The sequence below is a fragment of the Pseudomonas sp. RU47 genome (assembly GCF_004011755.1).
Taxonomy (GTDB): Bacteria; Pseudomonadota; Gammaproteobacteria; order Pseudomonadales; family Pseudomonadaceae; genus Aquipseudomonas.
The window spans coordinates 4,358,303-4,382,783 of sequence record NZ_CP022411.1; the positions used below are offsets into that span (position 1 = coordinate 4,358,303).

Below are 24,481 nucleotides of genomic sequence, written 5' to 3' on the forward strand. Positions count from 1 at the left end.
CTGAATCCATAATCGACTCGATTGTTCAGGTCGGCGTATAACCCGAGACACCTCGGTCGGCCCCCTCTCCCTCCGGGAGAGGGCTGGGGTGAGGGAAAGCTTTTCCTACGCAACAAACTCCTCCCGCAACATCGCCACAAACGCCTCCCGCGCCGGATGCACCCCGGCGTTTTCATGCCAGTAGAACAAGTTGTCGACGGCCGTCAGTTCAGCGAACTCATACCCCACACACCCAGCTCCTTTCGCGTACTGCTCAAACACGCCCTTGGGCACCAACGCCACCCCTGCCCCGGCACTCACACAACCGACAATCGCCCCATAACTGGCGAGACTGACGATCGGCAGCGACAACCCCTGACGCAACAGCCAATGCTCCAGCGCCGCCCGATACGGGCAACCTTGCGGCCACATGAACACGGTTTTGTCCTGCAGATCATCAATGCCGCGCACCGGCCCGAACGAGGTAGATGCGATCAACAACAACTCTTCGCGATACATCGGCGTGCGCTTGAGCTGCGAACGTTCGACATCCACCGCGACAATCGCCCCGTCGAGGCGATGGCTGACGGTGTCGTCGAGCAACTGCGCCCAAGTGCCCGTGGTGAGTTCCAGCGCCACTTGCGGATAACGCTGGTGAAACTTTGCCAGCAAGCGCGGCAAGCGCCCGGTCGCCGAAGATTCGATCGCGCCAATGCGCAACGGCCCGGACGGTTCGGACGAAGGATCAACCGCGCGTTTGGCCTCGGCGGTCAGTGCCAGAATCTTTTCGGCATAGGCGAGAAACGTCTGCCCCGCCGGGCTGATGCGCAACCCGCGGCCCTCACGCAGAAACAGCGCAACACCCAACTCTGCCTCCAGCGCCTTGATCCGCGCGGTGATGTTCGACGGCACACAGCAGAGCTTTTCTGCCGCCCGCGCGATGCTGCCGAGCTCGGCCACGGTCTTGAACATACGGATTTGCGCCAGCTCCATATCCATCACTCTGAGTGAACATTACGCGCAGTATAAGTCAGTTGTGGCGAATGATTGGGGACCCGGATACTCGGCGCATCGACAGCAACGAGCGCCTGATCATGCCGCCCCCTTCCCCGTTGAAAATCCTCTTGGCGATGGCCTTCGTCGTTGCTTGCTGGGCGTATTCGCCGACCGGCATTCACATCGGACTGCAAGCCTACGAGCCCGGGCATCTGGCGTTGCTGCGGTTTCTGTTGGCGTCGTTGTTCATGGCATTGATCGCCGCGTTCAAGGGCATTTGCCTGCCGCATTGGCGCGATGTGCCGCTGTTGTTTGCCTTGGGTTTTTTCGCCGTCAGCCTGCACCACGTCGCACTGAACATCGGCCAGCAAAGCGTCAGTGCCGGGGCTTCCAGCGTGTTGGCGCAATCGAGCCCGTTGTTCAGCACGTTGCTGGCGCGGTTTGTGTTCAAGGATCAGGTCAGCGCCTGGCGCTGGAGTTGTGTGTTGCTCGGGTTTGTCGGCGTGGTGATCGTGGTCAGCGGCGATAAGGGCTTGGGCGATATCGATGCGCACGCACTGCTGATCCTGTTGGCGGCGGTTTCATGGAGCGTTTACTTCGCCCTGCAAAAACACCATGCGCGGCGTTACGACGGTTTCAGTCTGGCGTGTTACGCGGTGTGGTCGGGGACGTTGATGCTGCTGATTTATCTGCCGGGGCTGGGTCAAGCTGTGCTGAATGCGCCGTTGCGGGTGCAGTGGGCGGTGTTGGCCTTGGGCGTTTTTCCCAGTGCACTGGCCTATCTGGCGTGGGGCTTTGTGCTCAAGCATGTGGATTTGAGCCGGGCGACGATGACGTTGTATTTGATACCGCCGACAGCGATGGAGATTGCTTCGTTTGGTTTGGGCGAGCGGCCGACGTTGCTGGTGCTGGCGGGGTCGGTGGTGGTGTTGATCAGTGTGTTGGCGTTGAATCTGGAGCGGCGGGTTGGTCTGGTCAGGACAGCCCGGATCTGATCTGAAATCTGTTTTGAAGCGTATGCCGTCTTCGCGAGCAGGCTCGCTCCCACAGGGAAATGCGTTCCAATGTGGGAGCGAGCCTGCTCGCGAAGGGGCCAGCACAGACAACGCATTAATCAAATGCCAATCACCGATCAGCGCCGATCATCCGACAACGGCGTCGGCTCATCCGCGGGCAGCACGTCCTCATCATCCGCCGGCGGATCCTGCCAGTCCTCCGGCCGATCAGCATCGCTCAACGGATCACGCCCCGGGTTCATCCCCGGCGGTGCATCATGATCGGCAAGTGTCGGTTCATCGGTACCAGGCATCGGCCGGGTTGGATCGGTCGGCAGCACACCGCCCTGAAACAGCAAATCGTTAGCCATGACGCACCTCACTCAGGAGGTCCGGAATACCCGGGCCGTACAACTTGGAATCAGCCCTGTGTACGGCGTGCTATCGAACAGACCAACGGCGTTCAACCCTGCGCGGAAAAGCGGTCGCGGCTGTTGGTCAGGTGCAGCCACATGGCCGCCCGCGCGGCATCCGCATCCTGACGCTTGATCGCGTTCAAGATCGCCTCGTGCTCCAGATGAGCCAGTTGCCCGAGCTTGCTCAGATCCGCCGCACCACGTTCAGCAGCATTGAGCCGGTTACGCGGAATCATCGCACTGCCCAGGTGCTGCATGATTTCACTGAAGCAGACGTTGCCGGTGGCCTCGGCGATGAGCAGATGAAAACGTCGATCGGCTTCGACGCAACTGTCGTTGTTGTCCAGTAACCGCTGGTAGTCATCCAGCGCCTGACGCATTTGCAGCAATTGCTGCTCGCTCCGCCGCTGTGCCGCCAGTGCCGCTGCCTGGGTTTCCAGGCCCAGGCGCAGTTCAAGAATGCTGCGCACCCCGAGCGCTGTGTCGACATTCAGGCGCAAGCCCTGCTCAGGCGCGCGCTCGATGACGAACGTACCGATGCCGTGGCGCGTCTCCACCAGTCCCGAAGCCTGCAACTTGGAAATCGCCTCGCGCACCACGGTGCGGCTGACGCCGTGTTCCTGAACGATGGAATTCTCCGACGGCAGCTTGTCGCCGGGCGACAACTGGCCGAGCAGGATGCTCTGGGTGAGCTTCTCGACCAGGTCATGGGCGAGGTTGTGCGCACGTTTGCGAGCAGGAGCGTCGAGGTCTTCTTGCATGGTCGGTTCCGGTGATCGGGGCTTGCGGATCGTAGCACTGTGCGAGAGCGGACGAGATTGATTCTAGCGCCACAACTTGTATGACAACATTCAAATTAGAGCACGATAGTTTCATACCTTTCTGGCGATCTGAACCGGTATACCGTAAAAACAAATCACGCACCGCCAGCCACAAACCCTAGCAAACACTGGATAAAAATACTAAAAAGCATAAAAACACGACCTCTCAGAGAAAATTAATCACTCCTCCCCACTTGTAGGACAAAAATTCTAAGTTGTATGATGTCTAGCAACAACGCCACACCTGCCCTACCCCGCATAAAAATAATCAGTGGGAGAAAACCAAGTGAAAACCTCCGTCTCCGGGATGAACGAGGGCGTCGATTCGACACTCGCGTCCGCCATCTCGAAAGTGAAACGCCACGTCCTGCCGCTTTTCGTGATCATGTTCATCGTCAATTACATTGACCGGGTGAACATCGGTTTCGTCCGCACTCACATGGAACATGACCTCGGTATTGGTGCCGCCGCGTACGGCTTCGGCGCCGGTCTGTTCTTCATCGGTTACGCGCTGTTCGAAGTCCCGTCCAACATGCTGCTGCAGAAAGTCGGCGCACGCATCTGGCTGACCCGCATCATGTTTACCTGGGGCCTGGTCGCCGCCGGCATGGCGTTCATCCAGAACGAAACCCACTTCTACGTGTTGCGCTTTTTGCTCGGCGTGGCCGAGGCCGGGTTCTTTCCCGGGGTGATCTACTACTTCACCCGTTGGCTGCCCGGCGCCGAACGCGGCAAGGCGATTGCGATCTTCCTCAGCGGCTCCGCCGTGGCTTCGTTGATCTCCGGACCGTTGTCCGGCCTGCTCCTGCAAATCAACGGGCTGGGCATGCACGGCTGGCAATGGATGTACTTCATTGAAGGGATGTTCTCGGTGTGCCTTTGCGTATTTGTCTGGTTCTGGCTCGACGCCAAACCTCACGACGCGAAATGGCTGAGCCGCGCCGAACAGGACGCACTGGTCAACGCCATCGACGCGGAACAGAAGGCCCGCGAAGCCGCGACACCGATCCGGCCATCGATGGGCAAATTGCTCAAGGATCGCCAGATCATCCTGTTCTGTCTGATCTACTTCTTCATTCAACTGACCATCTACGCGGCAACCTTCTGGCTGCCGAGCATCATCAAGAAAATGGGCGAGATGAGCGACTTCCAGGTCGGCCTGTTCAACTCGATTCCGTGGTTGCTGTCGATCATCGGCATGTACGCCTTCGCTTCGTTCTCGGCCAAGTGGAAACACCAGCAGGCGTGGGTCGCCACCGCACTGTTGATCGCCGCTGCGGGGATGTTCATGTCCACCACCGGCGGGCCGATCTTCGCCTTCGTCGCGATCTGCTTTGCCGCGCTGGGTTTCAAATCCGCTTCGTCGCTGTTCTGGCCGATCCCGCAGGCCTATCTGGATGCACGCATCGCGGCAGCGGTGATCGCGTTGATCAACTCGGTCGGCAACCTTGGCGGCTTCGTTGCGCCGACCACGTTCGGCCTGCTCGAAGAACACACCGGCTCGATTCAGGGCGGCCTCTATGGCTTGGCCGCGACCTCGATCATTGCCGCGATCATTGTCTTCTTCGCACGCACCACCCCGAAACCTGCTGCTGACATAGCCGTGGCCGATGCCGCGCCAAAGCACGCCTGACGTCCATTTTTAAAGATTGCGTATCAAAAGGATAAGAACATGACCGCACACGACACCGCCAAAGCCCCGATCATCACCGACATGCAAGTCATCCCGGTGGCCGGCCACGATGGCATGCTGCTCAATCTGAGCGGCGCCCACGGGCCGTTTTTCACCCGCAACATCGTCATCCTCAAGGACAACGCCGGCCACACCGGCGTCGGCGAGGTGCCCGGTGGCGAGCGCATTCGCCAGACCCTCGAAGATGCACGCAGTCTGGTAGTCGGCAGCCCGATCGGCACCTGGCAGAAGATCCTCAATCAGGTGCGCCAGACCTTCGCCGACCGCGATGCCGGCGGTCGTGGCCTGCAGACGTTCGATCTGCGCATCACCATTCACGCGGTGACTGGCCTCGAAGCCGCCCTGCTCGATCTGCTCGGTCAGCATCTTGATGTACCGGTGGCGGCGCTGCTTGGCGAAGGCCAGCAACGCGATGAAGTGAAGATGCTCGGCTATCTGTTTTATGTCGGTGATCAACGCGAAACCGACCTCGCCTATCGCAGCGAACCGGACGCCGACAATGACTGGTTCCGCGTGCGTCACGAGAAGGCCATGACCGCCGAAGCCGTGGTGCGCCTCGCCGAAGCAGCCCACGCGAAATACGGTTTCAAGGACTTCAAGCTCAAGGGCGGTGTGCTCAGCGGCGATGCCGAAATCGAAGCGGTCACAGCGCTGGCCGAACGCTTTCCTGATGCGCGCATCACCCTCGATCCGAACGGCGCGTGGTCACTGAAAGAAGCCATTCGCTTGTGCCGCGACCAGCATCAGGTGCTCGCCTATGCCGAAGACCCGTGCGGCGCGGAAAACGGTTATTCCGGCCGCGAAGTGATGGCCGAATTCCGTCGTACCACCGGGCTGAAAACCGCCACCAACATGATCGCCACTGACTGGCGCGAAATGGGTCATGCGATCCAGTTGCAGTCGGTGGACATTCCACTCGCCGACCCGCACTTCTGGACCATGCAGGGTTCGGTGCGCGTGGCGCAGATGTGCCATGAATGGGGGCTGACCTGGGGCTCGCATTCCAACAACCACTTCGATATCTCGCTGGCGATGTTCACCCATGTCGCCGCTGCTGCGCCGGGCGAGATCACCGCGATCGACACCCATTGGATCTGGCAGGATGGCCAGCGTTTGACCAAGGCCCCGCTGCAAATTGTCGATGGTCTGGTGCAGGTGCCGAAGAAGCCGGGACTGGGTGTCGAGTTGGATATGGATCAGGTGGCCAAGGCTCATGAGCTATATAAAGGCATGGGCCTCGGCGCACGCGATGACAGCGTGGCGATGCAGTTTTTGATTCCGGGGTGGAAGTTCGATAACAAGCGGCCGTGTCTGGTGCGCTGAACCTGATCTCCAATCCACCACGGTCCCTGTAGGAGTGAGCCTGCTCGCGATAGCGGTGTGTCAGTTGATGTAAATGTCGACTGACACACCGCTATCGCGAGCAGGCTCACTCCTACAAGGGTTTTGCACTAACCAGAGATTTGCAGCAGCCAGGTTTTGAACGCTGTCATCGCCGCCGTTTCCGGCCGCGACTGCAACCGCGTCAACCAGTAACTCCCCGTCGTAATCTCGATCGCAAAAGGCTGACAAATCGCCTCCGCCGCCAGTTGCCGGGCGAACATCAGCGGCGGCGCCAATGCCACCCCACCGCCCTGCAAAGCCGCCTCCATCATCGCCAGCGACGAGTCGAAAACGATGCTTTGCGGCGGTGCCGCTTGAGTCGCCAACCCGGCAGCCTGAAACCACTCCGGCCATTCATCCGTACGATAGGAACGCAGCAAGGTCTGCTGCAGCAAGTCCCCCGGCGAATGCAATTGCCGAGCGATTTCCGGCACGCACAACACCGACAGCGGAGCCTCCAGCAAACGCGTCGCCTCAATGCCATGCCACGCCCCGGCGCCAAAGCGGATCGCGTAATCCAGCCCTTCAGCGGCGACATCCACGCGGTTGTTGTTGGTCGACAGCCGCAAATCTATGAGCGGATGTTTCGCCCGGAAGTCCGCCAGCCTCGGCAATAGCCAACCCACGGCGAACGTACCCACCGCGCCGACGGTCAACATTTCGCGATACTGTCCTCCGGCAAGGCGTTCGAGGATCTGTGCGATGTGATCAAACGAGGTGCTCAGCACCGGCAGCAAAGTTTCGCCCTCGCTGGTCAGCATCAGCCCACGGGGCAGGCGTTTGAACAGGGTAACGTTGAGTTGCGCCTCAAGGCTTTTCACCTGATGGCTAACCGCCGCTTGCGTGACGCATAGTTCCACAGCGGCGCGAGTGAAGCTCAGATGACGCGCGGAGGCTTCAAAGGCGCGCAGTGCGTTGAGCGGCAATTGCGGTCGAATCATGCCCAGTCCCAAATTTTTCTAATGGCTCGTGCGAGTTTTCGTCGTTTGTCGATTGGTGTCGCGCTGACTAGATTGGCGGCGCTGATCAGTCGCCCAAAGAAGAAATCGCCCGCAGTGTAGCGGGATAACGTCATCAACACTCATGGAGAGTGGTTTATTCATGCCATCCATTCAATCGAGAAAAGTCATTTCCTGCGCCGCTTTCGGCTTGTTTTTCGGCGCCACATCCTGCCTCGCCGCCGCGCCCGACGCTGCGCAGCTGCAAGCATTGGTCAGCGACGCGGTAACGCCCGTGATGCAGCAGCAGAATATTCCCGGCCTGAGCGTTGCGCTGACTATCAACGGCAAGGCGCATTACTTTAACTACGGCGTCGCCAGCAAAGACACCGGTAAGAAAGTCAGCGAAAACACACTGTTCGAAATCGGTTCGGTGAGCAAAACCTTCACCGCCACCCTCGCCGGCTACGCCCAGGCGACCGGCAAACTCGATCTGTCGACCAAGGCCAGTCAGCTCTGGCCTGAATTGAAAGGCAGCGCCTTCGACGACATCAGCGTGGTGCAACTTGGTACATACAGTGCCGGCGGTTTGCCGCTGCAGTTCCCGGACGACGCGGATTCGTCTGACAAGATGCTCGGCTATTTCCAACAGTGGAAACCGGTGTATCCCGCCGGCAGCCATCGCCAGTACTCCAACCCGAGTCTGGGTTTGTTCGGTTATCTGGCCGCCAAAAGCCTCTCTCAGCCTTTCGATCAGGCAATGACGCAAACCCTGCTGCCGAAACTCGGTTTGCAGCACACCTACCTCAGCGTGCCTGCCGCGCAAATGGGCCTGTATGCGCAGGGCTATGACAAGAACGGCAAACCGGCGCGCGTCACCCCCGGTGCGCTGGACGCGCAGGCCTATGGCGTGAAAACCAGCGCGGTGGACATGCTGCGTTACGTGCAAGCCAATCTAAAGCCTGAAACGCTGGAAGCCTCCCTGCAAAAAACCATCGCCAACACCCACACCGGTTACTACACGGTCGGCGATATGACTCAGGGTTTGGGTTGGGAAATGTACCGCTACCCGATCAGCCTTGATCGCTTGCTGGCGGGCAACTCGACGGAAATGGCCATGCAGCCGCACAAGGTGCAGTGGCTGAATCCGCCGCAACCTCAACCGCATGACGTGCTGATCAACAAGACCGGCTCGACGGGTGGCTTCGGGACTTACGTAGCGTTTGTGCCGAGCAAGGACGTGGGCATCGTGATCATGGCCAACAAGAACTTCCCGATTCCTGAGCGGGTGAAAATCGCCCACAAAATCCTCAGCGCTGTCGCTGACTGAAAATCAAAAGATCGCAGCCTGCGGCAGCTCCTACAGGATCGGGTTTTCACTCGGTCGATGCAGGAGCTGCCGCAGGCTGCGATCTTTTGTCTTTTAAAGCTGCGCCTGCAGTTTCCAGCCAATGACATCCATCAAGTCACAGCTGTCACGCAATGGAATCGCCATCACCCGGGCGAAATCCTGCAGCAGCAAAGCGTCGTGGCCCTTGTCGTCCCCCAGCGCCAGGGTTTCCATCAATTGCGTCACACAGCGCAAACGGTAAGCCGCCGTGCCATGCAGCACATCCACCGGTGCTTCGCGGTCGATCAGCAGGCAGGGGATGGTGCAGTCGATGCCGGTTATGGGTATGTATCGAGCCATGTTTGAACCTCCCTGTTCAATGTTGCGTCGCCGCCGGTGGATCGAGATTGTCCAGCGCACGGTTGACCAGCAACTCGCCAAGCACGGCCAACTGCTGAATCGACAAGGCGAGACTGCGCGCTGAACCTTGCAGTTCAGCGGCCAGGTCGGTGGTCAAGACGTTCAGTGAAGCGAGGGTTTCACAAGCGTGGCAGAGCAGCGTGGGCGTATCGATATCGGGGAGGATGGTGAAGAGATGGCTGATGGGATCGGGGTGATGCGGGTTGCGTAAGCGGGGGTTGTTGGCGTCGGAGGATCCTGAATCCATGGGGGATTCGGGAGGGTTTGGCGTGTGTTTTTTCATAAGTAAATGACCTCTAAGCATGGGAGAAAAAACTGCCAAACTCACTTCCACGAGAGGGTGGCAGCTTTGCGCAGGGGTGGAAGTCCGGGGAGGCCGAGAAACCCGGTGCACCCGAGAGTGCTCCTGCGCATAGCTGCCATAAGCAAACAATGTTGGCATAAAAACCGCCAACATGTGTTCACAGGCGCACATGCGCTCACGACCAACACCGGACTTCCACACCCGACCACTGTGTTTTGCAGCGGCCAAAGAAGACTATCCCTCCTCCCCCAAACCCACCAGTTCACCCCCGCCGCCGCGACTTGCAGGAAAAATCCGACGAGGTTGAAGGGCTTTGCGTCGGAGCATTCAGAAACAGAAAAGGGGCGAGAAGATTGAATCCTCTCGCCCCTTTGACGTGAAATCGTCTCTACAACAACAATCAATCATCCGGCATTTCCGGCGGCTTGGTTGGTTTTGCAGGCTTGGCGGGTTTGGCGTTCTTCGCGCCTTTTGCCGGTTCCGGCGTAGCAGCAACCGGCGCTTGAGCCGCAGCGGCCGCTTCTTTTTCGGCCATCGGCATGGCGTCGATGGTGTCGAAGATTTTCTTCAGGTCCAGCGCTTTCGCCTCATCCCCCGAAGCCGAGAGTTTGGTCTCGCCGTCCTTGCCCACCAGGAACACTTTCGGATACGCCCCGGCACCCAGCTTCAGCGAACGCAACAGCGCCATGGTGTCTTGCTGGCCCATGTCCTTGCCGTCGAGCTGGCCGGCCATGTTGAGGATGGTGTAGACCTTGATGTTGCGGTCGGCGACGCCCTTTTTGTTGGCGGGATCCTCCAACGACTTCTTGAGGGCTACCCAGACGGGGTCGACGGTGCTTTGTGCGATCACGATCAGCGGTCGGGCGCGGCCCATATCCCCGGCGATGGGCGAATCGTTGTCAGCGGCGAACAAGGGGCCGGCAATCGCCAGCAAGAGTGTCAGGGTCAATGACCTGATGAGCATGCGCATCTCCTTTTGATATCCACGCTCTAATGATTGCGCATCGTGGCGATTGTTCCGGGACAACCCGGCAAATATCTTCCGCCTAGTCAGAAGCTTAGGACAGGCGCGACATTGCGCAACATATCCGAGGTGATCGCAACGCGGATTTGATTACCTTTTATGACCGCATTAGGGTGGTGGTTCTGCCCATGAAATGGAGTTCACCCGCATGCACATCGATTACCTGTGCGATCACCCCGAATTGATCGAAGAACTGGCCACGCTCAACTTCGAGGAGTGGGGCGAGTTTCGTCCCGGGCAAACCGTCGAGGACCGTATCGAACACATGCGCGAATCCTGCGGCAAAGGTGCAGTGCCGAGTGTCGTGGTAGCGCTGGAGGGTTCGCGACTGCTGGGCGGCGCGCTGCTGATCGAAAGTGATCTGAAGCTGCGCCCGAATCTGACGCCATGGCTGGCCGGGGTTTATGTGAAGGCTGAAGAACGCGGTCGCGGGATCGCTTCGCAACTGGTCAATCGCGTGGTTGCAGAAGCGGCGGCGCTGGGTGTGCCTGAGTTGTATCTGTACACCGACACATCGCAGTCGCTGTATGCACGGCTGGGTTGGGAAGTGGTTGAAGAACTGGTCTACGACGATTTGCCGGTGACAGTGATGAAATACGTCATTCAGCGCTAACCCGTGGTGAGGCGGCGCGCCGCAAGCTGTGCCGCCTCAGTCCAGCGCTGAATCGAGTGCCGAAAGCAATTGCGAAGGGTCGACAGGATGTCCCCCGAGTTTGAGTTCACCGCTGTCGAGTTCAACGCTCAACCTCACCGACGCCCGATCGCCCGGGTACTTGCGCAGCACCAACTCGATGTCATTGGCCGTCTCATCAGCGGTACCGAGCAAATCCCACAGGCTCTCGCTCAGATCCAGCAGCACTTTTTGCTGCTGCAGATCGACTACCCGTGGCGCATACAGCCAATGGCTCATGCGCATTTCACGCGGTTCGACGGTGATAGCGAGATGGCCATCGCAATGGACAGTGGTTTCAGACATGGCCGGATCAGAACGCCAGTTTGTAACCGATCAGCACCAGCATCGTCGCCAGGCACGGGCGCAGCACTTCATCAGAGATGCGTCCGGTCAGGTGGCTGCCGAGCCAGATGCCTGGCAGCGAGCCAACCAGCAAGAAGCCCAGCACACCCCAATCCATATTGCCCATGCTCGCGTGGCCCAGGCCTGCGACCAGAGTCAGCGGCACGGCGTGAGCGATTTCAGTGCCGACCAGGCGACGGGTCGGCAGCAACGGATAGAGGATGAACAGCGCAACTGTGCCAAGGGCGCCTGCACCGATCGAGGTCAGGGCAACCATGGTGCCGAGAACCAGACCGGTGATCACGGTCATCACGTTCAGGCGCGAACCGCTCGGGTTATAGTTGCCGCCGGCGCGTTTGTGGGCAAACTCAAGCAAGCGTTTCTTGAAGAAGATCGCCAGTGCCGTGGCGAACAGGACGAAGCCCAGCGCCTGTTTGATGATGGCGTTCATCGCGTCCGGCGCAGTGTGCAGGGTGCTGAGGAACCACAGGGTCATGGCCACCGCCGGCACGCTGCCGAGGGTCAGCCAGCCAGTGATGGCCCAGTCGATGTTCTTGTTTTTGCGATGAACGAGGACACCACTGGATTTGGTAATGGCGGCGTACAGCAGGTCTGTGCCCACCGCCGTTGCCGGGTTGATGCCGAACCACAACAGGATCGGCGTCATCAACGAACCACCGCCGACACCGGTCATGCCGACAATAAAACCCACCACCAGCCCGGCAATCACCAGGCCGAAATTCACCAATTCCATTAACACGTCCAGAAAAACGACAGGAAAAATCTGGCCCGCAGCATAGCGATTTTTCTTATAACCACATATATCGATGCGGTCTATCGTTATGCCATATCGAACTCAATACCCTTTCCCCCATGTGGGAGCGAGCCTGCTCGCGAATGCGGTGGGTCATCCGACATATTTATCGACTGACACAACGTCTTCGCGAGCAGGCTCGCTCCCACAGGTGTTATGGGGTGGCTGATGGATCAGTGCACCCGCCGTCCCGGTTTGAAGCTGTGGTTTTTGTTGATCCACACCGTGGCCAGCGCGATCAGCGACAGAATCAGCAGCGCCCACGGAAACGACATCGCCCCTGCCCGATCCAGCAGCAAGCCGCCGAACAAGCCGCCACCGGCGATCGCCACGTTCCACGAAGTGGTGAGCATCGCCTGCACCACGTCGACGTGATCACCGGCCGAGTCCGCCGCCGAGGTCAGCAGCAACGTGGCCGAGCCGCCAAACGACAATCCCCACACCGCCATGCAGGCGTAAATGACCAGCGGTGACGGCGCCGCCAATGCCAGTACCAGCGCCGTCAGCGCAAACACCGCGAGGCTGATCAGCGTCAGCCAGCGCAGCCAGCGATCCACCAGCATGCCAATAATCCAGATCCCCACCAGCGAGCACAGGCCAAACACCAGCAACACCAGATCGACCCGGTCAGCCAGCCCGGCCTGCATCAGAAATGGCGCGATGTAGGTATAGAGAATGTTGTGCCCGAGCATCCACGTCAGCACCACGAACAGCACCGGCCGCACGCCGGGCAGACGCAGCGATTCGAGCAACGGCAGACGCTCCTCGCTGGTTTGCCCCGGACGATCCGGCACCGCAATGACAATCCACGCCGCCAACACCAGCGCCAGTGCCGACATGATCCCGAACGACGCGCGCCAGCCGATCAGATTGCCCAGCCACGTCCCCGCCGGCGTGCCCAACGACAACGCCACAGGCGTGCCGAGCATGGCAATCGCCAGCGCCCGCCCCTGTTGATGCACCGGCACGATGCCGCGCGCATAACCGGCCATGATCCCCCACGACAATCCCGCCGCCATCCCGGCGAGAAAGCGCGAAGCCAGGGTCAGGCCGTAATGGCTGGAGAAGGTGGTGACAGTGTTGAACAGCAGAAACCCGCCGACCGTCATCAATAAAACCCGGCGCCGAGGCCAGCCCCGCGTGGCGACGGTCAGCGGAATCGCCGCGACAATCGAACCCAACGCGTAGAGCGTTACCAGTTGCCCGGCAAGCACTTCACTGACGTTGAGCCCGGCGCCGATTTGCGGCAGCAGCCCGGCGGGCAGGGTTTCGGTGAGGATGGCGATGAAGCCGGTCATGGCGAACGCCAGCAACGCGGCATAGGGCAGTTTGTCCGCACGGGCGGTGCGGTCGACGCGGCTGAAATCGGCGCTGGCGGGGTCGGTCATGACGGGTGCGGCTCCATTTTGATCAATAGCGGTGACGGATTGTATACAAAAACAACCTTCACTATTGGATCAATGTGGGAGCGAGCCTGCTCGCGAATGCGCTAGTTCAGTCAACACTTCAGCGCCTGAAGGACCGCATTCGCGAGCAGGCTCGCTCCCACATTGGATCTCTGCACACCACAAACCCTTGTGGAAGCTGCATAGATCGTCATCACCGCCCCACCAAACTCACTGCACCGGCAAGAAATTCAGGAACAGCAAACTCTGCGCGTAGTTAAGGCCGATCCGCCGGTAACGCTCGTCAAGCATCTGCGTGAGCAGATCCAGGCGCGCAACGATCTTGCTGAACTCGGTGGCAAAGCTCAGATTGGTGCCCTCCTCCGAGATCTCATTGGAAAACAGCAGCGGCTGACCTTCCTTGTTCTGTCGCTGGGACAAAATCCACGTGGCTTTTTCGATATTGCGTGCAGCGTTGTGAACGAATGTCGGGTTGATCGCGTCCGTCATGTAGAACTCGGTGCGATTGCCGTGGGCGGTGACCAGCATGCTGCCGATCGCATAGATGAAAGCGCCGACGCGGTCACCGAGAAACTCAGGGCTCATCGCATAGCTCAGCGCTGCCAGATCCTTGCGCCCGCCCAGCACCGGCAGCGGTTGTTGCTGCTCAATGGCCTGGCGCACCTGTTTCACGGCCGCATGGATATTGAGAAAGCCTGACTTGCGCAGCTCGTCCGGGTTGCGCAAGTACAGCTTGCTCTGCAAGCGATAGAGGCTGCTGAGGTTGTCGCGCATCGCCAGTGTGGCCATGCGGTCGACGCTGGTCTGCAAGAACTCCTGCGGCTTCCCCTCACGCATCTGGTTGAAGAAACCGTTGCCGTCCTGGTGACTGCAACCGCTGAACAGCAGCGACGACAGACAGGCCAGCAACAGGCACGGGCGGCGGAAAAAAGCAGCGATCGGGGCAAAAACTCTCGGCATGAAATCTCGAACAGGCACATTCCTGTGCGGCGGGAGTCACCGCATCCTGGCCATGGATAGAGCCGCCGATTGCGAAAAAGTGCAGTGCGCCGAATGCCCGGTCGTCCTTCGACCAACCCCGACCTGCAATTTAGTCTGTCTTTATTGTTGAAATAAACGACTAATCAGCTATAAATTTTCACTTGCTGAGCATTTAGTATGACTACTTTGTTTTTTCGGTGATTAACATACCGATAGAACGCCGCTTTCAAAAACAACAACAAAAAGGAAGGTCAACCATGCTTCAATCCCGTCACCTGCTCTCCGGCCTCGGACTGTCCCTGATGATCGCCACCCTTTCCGCCAACGCGGCCGGCCTCAGCGCCGAACACAAAGCCTTCGGCAAGACCAATGACGGCACGCCCGTCGAGCAATACATCCTGCGCAACAGCCACGGCATGCAGGCCACCGTCATCACCTACGGCGCGACCCTGCAATCGCTGAAAGTGGCGGACAAGCACGGCAAGTTCGACGACGTCGTGCTCGGCTTCGATGATGTACAGGGTTACCAGAAAGGCACCGCCTACTTCGGCGCGACCATCGGCCGCTTCGGCAATCGCCTCGCCGAAGGTGCGTTCGAACTCGACGGCAAGCGCTATCAAGTGCCGCAAAACGACAAGACCAACGCGCTGCACGGCGGCACGCTGGGCTTCGACAAGAAAGTCTGGAGGGCCCAGGAAACCAAGGACAAGGACTCAGTCGGCGTGACCCTGACCTATCTGTCGGCGGACGGCGAAATGGGCTTCCCCGGCAACCTCACCACCGAAGTGACCTATCGCCTCACCGACAACAACGAACTGCGCATCGACTACAAGGCCAGCACCGACAAACCGACCGTGCTCAACCTGACCAACCACAGCTACTTCAACCTCGCCGGCGCCGGCAATGGCGACATCCTCAAACAGGTCGCCACCCTGCACGCCAGCCATTACACCCCGGTCACCGCCAAGCTGATCCCGACCGGCGAACTGGCACCCGTGGCCGGCACACCGATGGATTTCAGCAAGCCAACCGCGATCGGCACGCACATCAAGGCTGATCATCCGCAGTTGAAATTTGCCGAGCCGAAACAGGGTGGGTTTGATTTCAACTGGGCGCTGGATACCAGGGGTGACATCGGTAAAGTTGCCACCGAGGTGAGCGATCCGCAATCCGGTCGCGTGCTGCAGTTGTTCACCACGGAACCGGGTGTGCAGTTCTATACCAGCAACTTCCTCGACGGTACGGTCAAGGGCAAGGGTGGCAAGGTGTATCCGCACTGGGGCGCGTTTACCCTGGAGACTCAGCATTATCCGGATTCACCGAATCAGCCGGACTTCCCGAGCACTCGGCTTGATCCGGGGCAGACTTACAGCCACAGCGTGGTGTTGAAGTTCTCCGCCAAGTAAAAACGAAGATCAAAAGATCGCAGCGTGCCGCAGCTCCTACAGTTAAGCGTTTTCCTGTAGGAGCTGCGGCACGCTGCGATCTTTTTGCTTTTTGAACCCCTGAGCTATCCTGCTGCCCACTAAAAGGTATCGACACATTCAGCAAGGAGGTTTGCATGCGTACCCTCGAACTGGCCGGCGTGCAGGTGCCGGTGATTGGCCAAGGCACCTGGCGCATGGGCGAAGACCGCTCGGCGCACAAGCGTGAAGTGGCAGCACTGCGCAGCGGTATCGAGCTGGGTATGAGCTTGATCGACACGGCGGAAATGTACGCCGAGGGCGGTGCCGAATCAGTCGTTGGCGAAGCCATTGCCGGCCTGCGCGATCAGGTGTTTCTGGTGAGCAAGGTCTACCCGCACAACGCCAGCCGCAAGGGCATCCCGCAAGCTTGCGAGCGCAGCCTGCGGCGGCTCGACACCGACTACATCGACCTCTATCTGTTGCATTGGCGCGGCCAGTATCCGCTGGAAGAAACCGTCGAAGCCTTCGAACGCCTGCGCGAAGACGGCAAGATCGGCCGTTGGGGCGTGTCGAATTTCGATGTCGATGATCTCGAAGAACTCTCCAGTTCGGTCTGCGCGACCAATCAGGTGCTCTACAACCTCGAAGAGCGCGGCATCGAATTCGATTTGCTGCCGTGGTGCCAACATCAACGCATGCCGCTGATGGCTTACTGCCCGATCGGCCAGGGCGGTGCCATGCTCGCTGAGCCGGTGTTGAAAGACATTGCCGCTCGTCACGGCGTAACCCCCGCACAGGTTTCGCTGGCGTGGATTCTGCGTCAGGATGGGGTGATTGCGATTCCCAAGGCTGTGCGGCCGGAACACGTGCAACTCAATGCACAAGCCGCGCAACTGCAACTGGAGGCCGGGGATCTGGCGGCGCTGGACCAGGTGTTTCAAGCGCCACAACGCAAGCAGCGGCTGGCCATGGTCTGAGCCAGCGGCTGGCGAGGGCTTCGCGATGAGAAGCACTGATCAGTACGACCCGTTCAACCTGCAACGTTTTGTCCAGGCCCAGGATTCGGTATTCGAGCGCGTGCAACGCGAACTCGATGAGGGCCGCAAGCGCAGCCACTGGATGTGGTTTGTCTTTCCGCAGTTCGCCGGTCTGGGCGGCAGTGAAATGTCCCGGCGCTTCGCCATCGGTTCGGCCGAGGAGGTCCGGGCTTATCTGGCTCATGAACTGCTCGGCGCACGCCTGCGGACTTGCACGCAGTTAGTGCTGAAGGTGCAACAGCGTTCGATTGCGGAGATTTTCGGCCATCCCGATGACCTGAAATTTCATTCCTCGATGACGCTGTTCGCCCAGTTTGCCGCTGAAGACAGCGTGTTCAATCAGGCGCTGGAACGCTACTTCCACGGCATTCTCGACGAATGGACGCTGCAACTGCTCGACTCAAAACAGGCCCAGTTGCCCCCCGATCAGGGTTGAGAAATCGTCGTCGACAAACGGCAGAATCGCGTCCGCCACCGGTTGCAGTTGCCGGGTGATGTAGTGGTCGTAGTCGATCGCGGCGCGGCGCACTTCCAGCGGTTCGGGACCTGCCAGGGTGATGACGTAGCTGATCCAGCCGCCATTCTGGTACTGCCGCGGGCGCCCGTGCTGGGCGTTGTAGTCATCGGCCAGCCGCGCCGCGCGCACGTGGGGCGGCACGTTGCGCTCGTAATCGTCGAGAGTGCGGCGCAGGCGCTTGCGGTAGACCAGTCGATCGTCGAATTCGCCAGCGAGGGTTTTACGCACATAGTCGCGCACGTAATCCTGATAGGGCTTGCGCTGGAAGATCCGCTCGTAGAGTTCCTGCTGAAATTGCCGGGCCAGCAGCGACCAGTCGGTGCGCACGGTCTCCAGGCCTTTGTAGACCATTTCATCGCTGCCGTCGGCGCGGGTGACGAGGCCGGCGTAGCGCTTCTTGCTGCCCTCCTCCGCACCGCGAATGGTCGGCATCAGAAAGCGTTTGTAGTGAATTTCGAATTGCAGTTCGAGGGCGCTTTCCAGTCCGTATTCATCACGCACATGCGCGCGCCACCAGTCGTTGACGTGCTTGACCAGCGCATGACCGATGCTCGCCGCCTCTTCCTGTCCGTGCGGGCGACGCAGCCAGACGAAGGTCGAGTCGGTGTCGCCGTAGATCACCGCGTGGCCCTGCTCTTCGATCAGCTTGCGCGTGCGCAGCATGATTTCGTGGCCGCGCAGGGTGATCGATGAGGCCAGCCGCGTATCGAAGAAGCGGCAACCACTGGAACCGAGTACGCCGTAGAAGGCGTTCATGATGATTTTCAGTGCCTGCGACAGCGGTGCGTTGTGCTCGCGCTTGGCGGTCTCGCGGCCCTCGGCAACGCGCGAGACAATCGACGGCAGGCAGTGACGGGTGCGCGAGAAACGCGCACCACGAAAACCCGGCACCGAATCGGTATCGTCCGGGTGCTGCAAACCTTCGATCAACCCGACCGGGTCGATCAGAAAGGTACGAATAATCGACGGGTAGAGACTCTTGTAATCGAGCACCAGCACCGATTCGTAAAGCCCCGGTTGCGAGTCCATAACGAAACCGCCGGGGCTGGCCTGCGGCGGATTGGTGCCGAGGTTCGGCGCGACAAAACCCTGTCGGTGCATCAACGGCATGTACAAATGGGTGAACGCGGCGACCGAGCCGCCGCTTCTGTCCGCCGGCAGTCCGGTGACACTGGCGCGCTCGAGCAGGAAGGTCAGCAGCTCGGTCTTGGCAAAGATCCGCGTGACCAGTTCGCAGTCCTTGAGGTTGTACTTGGCCAGCGCCGGTTTGTCCTCGGCGAACATGCGGTTGATTTCGTCCATGCGCTGGTACGGGTTGTCGATGGACTTGCCTTCACCGAGCAGGGTCTGCGCGACGTTTTCCAGACTGAACGAGGGGAAACTCCAGGTCGCCGAGCGTAGGGACTCGATACCATCGATGATCAGCCGCCCCGCTGCCGAGGCGAAGTAGTGATTGCGGCTGCCGTGTTCGCGCCATTGCATCTCTTCGCCGCCCCGACCGATCTTCAGCGGCACGCCAAGGCGTCGCGCGTGTTCGTGGAGAATGCGTAGATCGAACTGCACGACGTTCCAGCCGATGATTGCGTCTGGGTCGTGGCGGGCGAACCAGTCATTGAGCTTCTTCAGGATGACCGTGCGCGAGTCGCAGTACTCGAGGTCGAAGTCGACGATGCTGTCATCACCGTTCGGCGCACCGAGCATGTACACCTGACGTTCGCCGCAACCTTCGAGGGCGATCGAATACAACTCGCCGGTTTCGGTGGTTTCGATGTCGAGCGAGACCAGCCGTAGCGTCGGCCGGTAATCGGGGTCGGGTTTGAGCTGGGCGTTGAGCAATACGCCGTCGGCATCGGGCGTGCCGCTGAACCGCACCGGCGCGGTGATAAAACGCTCCATCAGGTAGCGTTCCGGCGGGCGTACGTCGGCTTCGTAGACGTCGACCCCGTTGCGGTTGAGCGCGGTTTCAAGGCGCATCAATTGGCCGTGTTGCTGGCAATAAAGACCGAGCACCGGGCGATGTTCGAAATCCTGCAGGGCCAGCGGACGCAGTTCAACGTTCTTTTCGTCGTGCAGCAGGCGTTCGGCCGCTGCGCGCTGCTCGGCGGGGATAAACGCCACCGACGGCTGATGTGGCAGGCGCACACGGCGCGGCCCGGCGTCGGTCGCCAGCCAGAACTCGACTTCGGTGCCGGCCGGAGTATCGCGCCAATGCCGGGTCAGGACGAAGCCCTGCGGTAAATCCACCACTGCAACCTCAGAAATTGAAACAGAGGGGCATTCTACGCGGCATTGCCTGGGATGACCCTGACGATAAACAGCCGCCAGCCACGGAAAAACCCGGCAAATGACGTTTTTTGCGTGTTATCTGCCGCTTTGCCACCTTGCCCTGCGCGCTTGCGTCTACGATGCTTGGATAACAACGACAACACCTGAGTAATCGCCATGAAGACCGTCGCCCAACTGCTCAAGCTCAAAGATCAGAAAAATCAGGAAGTGCACCAGATCAAACCTGATCACATGGTGCTCGAAGCGCTGATGAAGATGGCCGAGAAAAACGTCGGCGCCTTGCTGGTGGTCGAAGACGAAAAAGTGGTCGGCATCATCAGCGAACGCGACTACGCGCGCAAACTGGTGCTGCATGGCCGCTCATCCGTAGGCACGCCGGTGCGCGACATCATGGTGGCGAACGTGATCACCGTCGACACCCATCAAACCGTCGACACCTGCCTGGGCATCATGTCCGACAAACGCCTGCGCCACTTGCCGGTGGTCGAGAACGGCAAGTTGATCGGTTTGCTGTCGATCGGTGACCTGGTCAAGGAAGCGATTGCCGAACAGGCGGAGCTGATCAAACAGCTGGAGCAGTACATTCGCGGGGAATAAATCCCGTCCTCCTCATGATCGTTCCCACGCGCAGCAAAGGAATGCCTCCTGTGACGCTCTGCGTCAAGCTTTGGGACGCAGAGCGTCCCGGGCTGCGTTACCACGCAGAGCGTGGGAACGATCACCTCGGTCAGGACGGCCAATGCCGGGCAAAGACCGGTGCCAGCACCGGGTGCCGGTCAATCCGCTGCAACCACGCATAAAACCCCGGTCGCGTCTGACGCAAATGCTCGCGGCTGCCCGCCCAGCGCGTCACCACTGCCGCCAGCACATCCAGTGCCCCCGGCGTTTCGTCATCCAGATACAGCTCGGCAGAGAACTGGTCGGCAAACACCTCCCAACTCCAATGCAATCGCTCACGCGCTCCGGCCACCAGATTCTGCCGCGAGGCTTCGTCAGGCATCAGCAGCCAGCGCTCCGGATAATCGATGACGCCGATCGCCGCATAACAGTTGCTGACGATGTAGACCAGACCGCGAATCGCCTGATCACGGTCATCCGCCTTGGTCGGCAGCAGGCCGGACTTGGGAAACGTCAGGCCCAGATGAATCAGGATCGCCGCGCTCTCGGTGATGGCGCTGCCATCGGGCAGTTGCAAGGTCGGTATCTGTTTGAGTGGATTGAGCTGGGCCAACGCCTCGGCGGCTTCGGTGCTGGCCTCGATATCAATGAAACGGTAAGCGATCTGGCACAGCTCCAGCGCCGCTTCGATGGCGGCTGCGCCCGAATTTCTGTGCCCATAGAGCTGGTACATATCCAATCCCCCCGAAAAGACCATTGCCACAGGGTAGATGGCTGTAGCGTGGATGTAGAAAAATTCTGCCTGTGTATCGGTTTTGGCACGGTTTTCCCATGCACTCGCGACTTGCGAATTCAAACCTCGCAAAACAGCGCTGGCGGTGCTCATCCCGCACCAAGAGCAATCATCGAACGCTATCCGCGTTCTTGTAAGGTGCGATACCGAACCAAAAGTTCGCGTATCCGAGCTGGCAACAAGGAGTTCACCGCGTGAATCTTCAAACGCTCTGCCGTTCGCCCCTCTCTTTGCTTCTTCGTGCACAACGCCGAGTTCATCTGAACAGTCCCGGCGGCCAACGCACTTACTTTATTACCTGACGCAGCCACCAAGCACTGTATTCGGCGATGACGTATTCGCCGACAGCCGCGTGCTATTTATTTTTTAAATATGACTCGAAAGATTATTGCCCAGCCTCTGTATTAAACGAGCGAAAAGAGGATTGTCGAACAATAACTTCCAATGACTTTGCAAATGCACCAAAACCGCTCCAGCGACTTCAACTATCAAGCATTGCAGACATTGATTTCATTTAAACAAGAATAAGGAACATGCCCCGTGACCCGCTAAAACATTGACCCGCACCAAATCGGTCCGCCGCGCACCAGCAAGTGCCCAGGCCGCAAGCCACGCAGCCGCTCTATCCCGCCAATCAGCCGGATACCGCGTACAGCCTGACTCGCCTCTGAAAAAGCTCCGTTAACCGGAGTAACGGGAATCCGTGTGCCAGAGAAAAACCACGGCGATGGCAAAACTTATATAAATGCGACATGGGTAACACTGATGAAATAACCGCTCTACATTTCGGCAATATCTGGCACAGCCGTTGCAAAACAGAATTCGAGTAATCAATTGTAGGAACTGCCGAAGGCTCGGGCCGCGATCGGACGATCTTTTGATCTTGATCTTTAAAGGCAGAATCAAAAGATCGCAGCCTTCGGCAGCTCCTACATAGAACAACACCAGGGAATGGCTAATGAACGTAGAAAGTCGATGGCGCTAAGCCCGTAAGTTTGCACAAGCCTTGTTAACCGGATAGTTCAACTAACTATCGGCTTCTGCTCACCTTGAAGAAAGTTGCACCCACCCACTCGAACATCCCCCGGATGTTCGGACGGCACCTTATTGCCCTTCATCCACCCGAGGGAGCTTTAATGAACGATGCGGTAAAGCACAGAACCCTGCCGGGGCCGTTGCGGGAAGCTCCAGTTCCGCCGCCACCGGGCAGGCTGGCGTTTAAAGCCAACACGTCGCAACCCGGCGGTCTGAATAAACAGCAGATGGTGTTGCTGGTGGCTGTGTCGGCGCTGATACATGGCGGCGCCTGGTGGTTTCTCCAGCAATCCAAAACAGAGCCACTGCCAACGCCGCCGCAGATTCCGGAAATGACCGTCGAGCTGACCAGCCCGACGCCACCGGCACCACCCACCCCGGAACCGCCGCCTCCGCCACCACCGCCGCCGGAACCTGAACAACCGGTGGAAGACGAGGACGCGGTCAAGCCACCGCCAAAACCGGTGGAGAAGCCCAAGCCGATCGAAAAACCGAAACCGGTCGAGAAGCCGAAACCGGTGAAAAAGGTCGAGCCGCCGAAAGCTCCACCGGCCCCGGCCGCACCCGCTGCACCCGCTGCCCCGGCCACCCCGAGCGCACCGCCGGCACCTGCCGCTGCACCGGGTCCGGTCAAGGAATCGGCGGCGATTTCCGGCCTCGCCAGTCTCGGCAACCCGCCACCGGAATACCCGTCGCTGGCGCTGCGGCGCAACTGGGAAGGCAGCGTGGTGCTGCGCATTCAAGTGCTGGCCAACGGTCGCGCAGGATCAGTGACGGTGACCAAATCCAGCGGCAAACCGCAACTGGATGACGCGGCTGTTGCCGCCGTGAAGAACTGGAAATTCATTCCGGCCAAACGCGGTGACACGCCGATCGACGGCTTCGCCACCCAGACCATCGATTTCAAATTGCCGCAATAACCGAATGCTCAATCAACGCACAACCGAATAACGCAAGCGAGGTATCACCATGAACGATTTGTCTTCGATGATTGTCCCCGGCGTGCTCTGGGGTCTGGTGCTGTTTTCCGTGGTCAGCTGGGCGATCCTGCTGGTCAAGTCGGCGCAGTACCTGCGGCAGAAAGCGCAGAACAAACAATTCACCAAGGCCTTCTGGGGCGCGCCGGATCTGCTCACCGCCGCCGAACACGCCAGCCAGTATCCGGGCTCGCTGGCGCGCATCGCCAGCAGCGGTTTCGAAGCGCTGCTGGTGGAAGATTCGCCGCGCACCACGCAGCAATTGGCGCATACCATCAACCGTTCGGATCGCCTGGAACGCAACCTGCGCCAGCAGATCCAGAAGGAACGCCGCTCGCTGGAAAACGGCCAGGCGATCCTCGCCAGTATCGGCAGCACCGCGCCGTTCATTGGTTTGTTCGGCACCGTGTGGGGCATCATGGAAGCGCTGAAAAGCATCGGCGAAACCGGCTCCGCCAGCCTTGAAGCAGTGGCCGGGCCGATCGGTCACGCGCTCATCGCCACCGGTGTCGGTATCGCCGTCGCCGTACCGGCGGTGCTGATTTACAACTTCTTTCTGCGCCGACTGAAACTGGCCTCGGCGGACATGGATGACTTCGCCCACGACTTCGACGCCCTCGCCTCGCGCAGCGCGTTTTCCATCAGCCGTCAGGCCATCGCCAGCAAAACCACTGCCGCCGTGCGGGAGGCCAGCTGATGTCTTTTTCTACCCAAGACAGCGATGAAGTGCTCAGCGAAATGAACGTCACGCCACTGGTCGACGTGATGCTCGTGCTGCTGGTGGTGTTCATCGTCACCGCGCCGCTGATGACCAACGCGATCAAAGTCAACCTGCCGAAAACCGATGCCGTCGCCCCCGCCGAAAAGAAAGACCCGGTGGTGGTCAGCGTCGATCAGGACGGCAAGTTCTATCTGGCCAAGACCGAGCTGGCGCCGGAATCGCTGGAAGCCAGCCTCAAAGAGGTCAAGGCCAAGGACGCCGAAGTCCGCGTGCAGCTGCAGGCCGACTCCGCCGTCAATTACGGCCAGGTGGCCAAGGCCATGGCGTCTATCGAACGCTCGGGTATTACCAAAATATCGGTGATGACCACCCACTGAGTGCGGTGGCGGGCGCGCCTTGAGAGACGCGTCCGCTACCGCTCGCTGAATCCTGTCGCAATCGGCCGACCGAAAAAACGCCACGCGTCTTCGGAGGGGATCGGCTTGCTTGAAGAAAGTGGTTTTCCGCACGCGGTATCACCGATAGCGGAGCAATGAGGGGCTCACAAGGCCAATTCGATAACGTCTAAAAAGTCGG

General features: G+C 59.6%; 25 protein-coding genes. 12 read left to right on the forward strand and 13 right to left on the reverse strand.

Annotated features, from left to right (window positions below; genetic code table 11):
• Positions 1-105: 105 nt before the first annotated feature.
• Complete coding sequence (locus CCX46_RS19815) at positions 106-972, reverse strand: LysR family transcriptional regulator (protein ID WP_127929026.1); 867 nt, start codon at positions 970-972, stop codon at positions 106-108.
• Positions 973-1,073: 101 nt separating this feature from the next.
• Between CCX46_RS19815 and CCX46_RS19820 the strand changes: the two genes are divergently transcribed.
• Positions 1,074-1,970, forward strand: coding sequence for a DMT family transporter (locus tag CCX46_RS19820; protein WP_177413868.1), 897 nt, complete (start codon positions 1,074-1,076; stop codon positions 1,968-1,970).
• Positions 1,971-2,107: 137 nt separating this feature from the next.
• On the opposite strand, the gene CCX46_RS19825 is transcribed toward CCX46_RS19820, so the two are convergent.
• Both CCX46_RS19825 and CCX46_RS19830 read right to left on the reverse strand, forming a co-directional pair.
• Positions 2,108-2,341 (reverse strand): hypothetical protein, encoded by a 234-nt coding sequence (locus tag CCX46_RS19825; RefSeq protein ID WP_127929028.1) that lies wholly within the window; start codon positions 2,339-2,341, stop codon positions 2,108-2,110.
• 92 nt (positions 2,342-2,433) lie between these two features.
• On the reverse strand, positions 2,434-3,147 hold the full coding sequence (locus tag CCX46_RS19830; RefSeq protein WP_127929029.1) for a FadR/GntR family transcriptional regulator: 714 nt from the start codon (positions 3,145-3,147) through the stop codon (positions 2,434-2,436).
• A 346-nt stretch (positions 3,148-3,493) separates the two neighbouring features.
• Here CCX46_RS19830 and CCX46_RS19835 point away from each other — a divergent pair, with 346 nt between their 5' ends.
• Both CCX46_RS19835 and gudD read left to right on the forward strand, forming a co-directional pair.
• Positions 3,494-4,840: an MFS transporter gene (locus CCX46_RS19835; RefSeq protein ID WP_116030207.1), complete on the forward strand. Its 1,347-nt coding sequence runs from the start codon at positions 3,494-3,496 to the stop codon at positions 4,838-4,840.
• A gap of 39 nt (positions 4,841-4,879) precedes the next feature.
• The gene (gene gudD, locus CCX46_RS19840; RefSeq protein WP_127929030.1) at positions 4,880-6,223 is read left to right on the forward strand and encodes a glucarate dehydratase; all 1,344 of its coding nucleotides are present in this window, start codon (positions 4,880-4,882) and stop codon (positions 6,221-6,223) included.
• Positions 6,224-6,351: 128 nt separating this feature from the next.
• Here gudD and CCX46_RS19850 read toward each other — a convergent pair whose 3' ends face one another.
• Complete coding sequence (locus CCX46_RS19850; RefSeq protein WP_095050837.1) at positions 6,352-7,224, reverse strand: LysR family transcriptional regulator; 873 nt, start codon at positions 7,222-7,224, stop codon at positions 6,352-6,354.
• 160 nt (positions 7,225-7,384) lie between these two features.
• Between CCX46_RS19850 and ampC the strand changes: the two genes are divergently transcribed.
• Positions 7,385-8,551 carry a class C beta-lactamase gene (gene ampC, locus CCX46_RS19855; RefSeq protein ID WP_127929031.1) on the forward strand — a complete coding sequence of 389 codons (1,167 nt, stop codon included), beginning with the start codon at positions 7,385-7,387 and terminating at the stop codon, positions 8,549-8,551.
• Positions 8,552-8,644: 93 nt separating this feature from the next.
• Here the strand turns inward: ampC and CCX46_RS19860 are convergent, their stop codons facing one another.
• The 3 genes from CCX46_RS19860 to CCX46_RS19870 all read right to left on the reverse strand — a co-directional run bounded on the left by CCX46_RS19860 (position 8,645) and on the right by CCX46_RS19870 (position 10,239).
• Entirely contained in the window at positions 8,645-8,911 is a 267-nt protein-coding gene (locus CCX46_RS19860) for a hypothetical protein (RefSeq protein WP_127929032.1), read from the reverse strand.
• Positions 8,912-8,927: 16 nt separating this feature from the next.
• Positions 8,928-9,254 carry a DUF6124 family protein gene (locus tag CCX46_RS19865; RefSeq protein WP_127929033.1) on the reverse strand — a complete coding sequence of 109 codons (327 nt, stop codon included), beginning with the start codon at positions 9,252-9,254 and terminating at the stop codon, positions 8,928-8,930.
• 421 nt (positions 9,255-9,675) lie between these two features.
• Positions 9,676-10,239 carry a DUF4174 domain-containing protein gene (locus CCX46_RS19870; protein ID WP_127929034.1) on the reverse strand — a complete coding sequence of 188 codons (564 nt, stop codon included), beginning with the start codon at positions 10,237-10,239 and terminating at the stop codon, positions 9,676-9,678.
• Between the two features lie 208 nt (positions 10,240-10,447).
• Here CCX46_RS19870 and CCX46_RS19875 point away from each other — a divergent pair, with 208 nt between their 5' ends.
• The gene (locus CCX46_RS19875; RefSeq protein ID WP_127929035.1) at positions 10,448-10,912 is read left to right on the forward strand and encodes a GNAT family N-acetyltransferase; all 465 of its coding nucleotides are present in this window, start codon (positions 10,448-10,450) and stop codon (positions 10,910-10,912) included.
• A 36-nt stretch (positions 10,913-10,948) separates the two neighbouring features.
• Here CCX46_RS19875 and CCX46_RS19880 read toward each other — a convergent pair whose 3' ends face one another.
• From CCX46_RS19880 to CCX46_RS19895, 4 genes are all read right to left on the reverse strand, one after another.
• Positions 10,949-11,275: a hypothetical protein gene (locus CCX46_RS19880; RefSeq protein ID WP_127929036.1), complete on the reverse strand. Its 327-nt coding sequence runs from the start codon at positions 11,273-11,275 to the stop codon at positions 10,949-10,951.
• A gap of 7 nt (positions 11,276-11,282) precedes the next feature.
• On the reverse strand, positions 11,283-12,068 hold the full coding sequence (locus CCX46_RS19885) for a sulfite exporter TauE/SafE family protein (RefSeq protein WP_127929037.1): 786 nt from the start codon (positions 12,066-12,068) through the stop codon (positions 11,283-11,285).
• A gap of 233 nt (positions 12,069-12,301) precedes the next feature.
• Complete coding sequence (locus tag CCX46_RS19890; RefSeq protein WP_127929038.1) at positions 12,302-13,516, reverse strand: MFS transporter; 1,215 nt, start codon at positions 13,514-13,516, stop codon at positions 12,302-12,304.
• A 228-nt stretch (positions 13,517-13,744) separates the two neighbouring features.
• Positions 13,745-14,494 carry a hypothetical protein gene (locus CCX46_RS19895; protein ID WP_127929039.1) on the reverse strand — a complete coding sequence of 250 codons (750 nt, stop codon included), beginning with the start codon at positions 14,492-14,494 and terminating at the stop codon, positions 13,745-13,747.
• Positions 14,495-14,772: 278 nt separating this feature from the next.
• Between CCX46_RS19895 and CCX46_RS19900 the strand changes: the two genes are divergently transcribed.
• From CCX46_RS19900 to CCX46_RS19910, 3 genes are all read left to right on the forward strand, one after another.
• Positions 14,773-15,921 carry an aldose epimerase family protein gene (locus CCX46_RS19900; protein WP_127929040.1) on the forward strand — a complete coding sequence of 383 codons (1,149 nt, stop codon included), beginning with the start codon at positions 14,773-14,775 and terminating at the stop codon, positions 15,919-15,921.
• A 155-nt stretch (positions 15,922-16,076) separates the two neighbouring features.
• Positions 16,077-16,898, forward strand: coding sequence for an aldo/keto reductase (locus CCX46_RS19905; RefSeq protein WP_127929041.1), 822 nt, complete (start codon positions 16,077-16,079; stop codon positions 16,896-16,898).
• A 25-nt stretch (positions 16,899-16,923) separates the two neighbouring features.
• A complete protein-coding gene (locus CCX46_RS19910; RefSeq protein WP_127929042.1) occupies positions 16,924-17,394 on the forward strand; it encodes a DUF1810 domain-containing protein in 471 nt (156 codons plus the stop codon).
• Here the strand turns inward: CCX46_RS19910 and CCX46_RS19915 are convergent.
• Entirely contained in the window at positions 17,359-19,719 is a 2,361-nt protein-coding gene (locus tag CCX46_RS19915; protein ID WP_177413869.1) for a DNA polymerase II, read from the reverse strand. The genes CCX46_RS19910 and CCX46_RS19915 overlap by 36 nt on opposite strands.
• A gap of 198 nt (positions 19,720-19,917) precedes the next feature.
• Between CCX46_RS19915 and CCX46_RS19920 the strand changes: the two genes are divergently transcribed.
• Complete coding sequence (locus CCX46_RS19920) at positions 19,918-20,358, forward strand: CBS domain-containing protein (RefSeq protein ID WP_007918278.1); 441 nt, start codon at positions 19,918-19,920, stop codon at positions 20,356-20,358.
• Between the two features lie 130 nt (positions 20,359-20,488).
• Here the strand turns inward: CCX46_RS19920 and CCX46_RS19930 are convergent, their stop codons facing one another.
• The gene (locus tag CCX46_RS19930) at positions 20,489-21,112 is read right to left on the reverse strand and encodes a glutathione S-transferase (protein WP_064117678.1); all 624 of its coding nucleotides are present in this window, start codon (positions 21,110-21,112) and stop codon (positions 20,489-20,491) included.
• A gap of 1,196 nt (positions 21,113-22,308) precedes the next feature.
• Between CCX46_RS19930 and CCX46_RS19935 the strand changes: the two genes are divergently transcribed.
• The 3 genes from CCX46_RS19935 (at position 22,309) to CCX46_RS19945 (ending at position 24,282) form a co-directional block, all read left to right on the forward strand.
• Positions 22,309-23,127: an energy transducer TonB gene (locus CCX46_RS19935; RefSeq protein WP_127929045.1), complete on the forward strand. Its 819-nt coding sequence runs from the start codon at positions 22,309-22,311 to the stop codon at positions 23,125-23,127.
• Between the two features lie 67 nt (positions 23,128-23,194).
• Positions 23,195-23,881 (forward strand): MotA/TolQ/ExbB proton channel family protein, encoded by a 687-nt coding sequence (locus CCX46_RS19940; protein WP_371857975.1) that lies wholly within the window; start codon positions 23,195-23,197, stop codon positions 23,879-23,881.
• Positions 23,881-24,282, forward strand: a complete 402-nt coding sequence (locus CCX46_RS19945) for an ExbD/TolR family protein (protein ID WP_007918272.1) — start codon at positions 23,881-23,883, stop codon at positions 24,280-24,282. The genes CCX46_RS19940 and CCX46_RS19945 overlap by 1 nt, the downstream gene beginning before the upstream one ends.
• Positions 24,283-24,481: the final 199 nt, after the last annotated feature.

What these genes read in the sequence shown, in the direction of transcription:
- CCX46_RS19815 (WP_127929026.1), bottom strand. Translation starts at nt 972, where the DNA reads ATGGAGCTGGCGCAAATCCGTATGTTCAAGACCGTGGCCGAGCTCGGC.
- CCX46_RS19820 (WP_177413868.1), top strand. Translation starts at nt 1,074, where the DNA reads ATGCCGCCCCCTTCCCCGTTGAAAATCCTCTTGGCGATGGCCTTCGTC.
- CCX46_RS19825 (WP_127929028.1), bottom strand. Translation starts at nt 2,341, where the DNA reads ATGGCTAACGATTTGCTGTTTCAGGGCGGTGTGCTGCCGACCGATCCA.
- CCX46_RS19830 (WP_127929029.1), bottom strand. Translation starts at nt 3,147, where the DNA reads ATGCAAGAAGACCTCGACGCTCCTGCTCGCAAACGTGCGCACAACCTC.
- gudD (WP_127929030.1), top strand. Translation starts at nt 4,880, where the DNA reads ATGACCGCACACGACACCGCCAAAGCCCCGATCATCACCGACATGCAA.
- CCX46_RS19850 (WP_095050837.1), bottom strand. Translation starts at nt 7,224, where the DNA reads ATGATTCGACCGCAATTGCCGCTCAACGCACTGCGCGCCTTTGAAGCC.
- ampC (WP_127929031.1), top strand. Translation starts at nt 7,385, where the DNA reads ATGCCATCCATTCAATCGAGAAAAGTCATTTCCTGCGCCGCTTTCGGC.
- CCX46_RS19860 (WP_127929032.1), bottom strand. Translation starts at nt 8,911, where the DNA reads ATGGCTCGATACATACCCATAACCGGCATCGACTGCACCATCCCCTGC.
- CCX46_RS19865 (WP_127929033.1), bottom strand. Translation starts at nt 9,254, where the DNA reads ATGAAAAAACACACGCCAAACCCTCCCGAATCCCCCATGGATTCAGGA.
- CCX46_RS19870 (WP_127929034.1), bottom strand. Translation starts at nt 10,239, where the DNA reads ATGCTCATCAGGTCATTGACCCTGACACTCTTGCTGGCGATTGCCGGC.
- CCX46_RS19875 (WP_127929035.1), top strand. Translation starts at nt 10,448, where the DNA reads ATGCACATCGATTACCTGTGCGATCACCCCGAATTGATCGAAGAACTG.
- CCX46_RS19880 (WP_127929036.1), bottom strand. Translation starts at nt 11,275, where the DNA reads ATGTCTGAAACCACTGTCCATTGCGATGGCCATCTCGCTATCACCGTC.
- CCX46_RS19885 (WP_127929037.1), bottom strand. Translation starts at nt 12,068, where the DNA reads ATGGAATTGGTGAATTTCGGCCTGGTGATTGCCGGGCTGGTGGTGGGT.
- CCX46_RS19890 (WP_127929038.1), bottom strand. Translation starts at nt 13,516, where the DNA reads ATGACCGACCCCGCCAGCGCCGATTTCAGCCGCGTCGACCGCACCGCC.
- CCX46_RS19895 (WP_127929039.1), bottom strand. Translation starts at nt 14,494, where the DNA reads ATGCCGAGAGTTTTTGCCCCGATCGCTGCTTTTTTCCGCCGCCCGTGC.
- CCX46_RS19900 (WP_127929040.1), top strand. Translation starts at nt 14,773, where the DNA reads ATGCTTCAATCCCGTCACCTGCTCTCCGGCCTCGGACTGTCCCTGATG.
- CCX46_RS19905 (WP_127929041.1), top strand. Translation starts at nt 16,077, where the DNA reads ATGCGTACCCTCGAACTGGCCGGCGTGCAGGTGCCGGTGATTGGCCAA.
- CCX46_RS19910 (WP_127929042.1), top strand. Translation starts at nt 16,924, where the DNA reads ATGAGAAGCACTGATCAGTACGACCCGTTCAACCTGCAACGTTTTGTC.
- CCX46_RS19920 (WP_007918278.1), top strand. Translation starts at nt 19,918, where the DNA reads ATGAAGACCGTCGCCCAACTGCTCAAGCTCAAAGATCAGAAAAATCAG.
- CCX46_RS19930 (WP_064117678.1), bottom strand. Translation starts at nt 21,112, where the DNA reads ATGTACCAGCTCTATGGGCACAGAAATTCGGGCGCAGCCGCCATCGAA.
- CCX46_RS19935 (WP_127929045.1), top strand. Translation starts at nt 22,309, where the DNA reads ATGAACGATGCGGTAAAGCACAGAACCCTGCCGGGGCCGTTGCGGGAA.
- CCX46_RS19940 (WP_371857975.1), top strand. Translation starts at nt 23,195, where the DNA reads ATGATTGTCCCCGGCGTGCTCTGGGGTCTGGTGCTGTTTTCCGTGGTC.
- CCX46_RS19945 (WP_007918272.1), top strand. Translation starts at nt 23,881, where the DNA reads ATGTCTTTTTCTACCCAAGACAGCGATGAAGTGCTCAGCGAAATGAAC.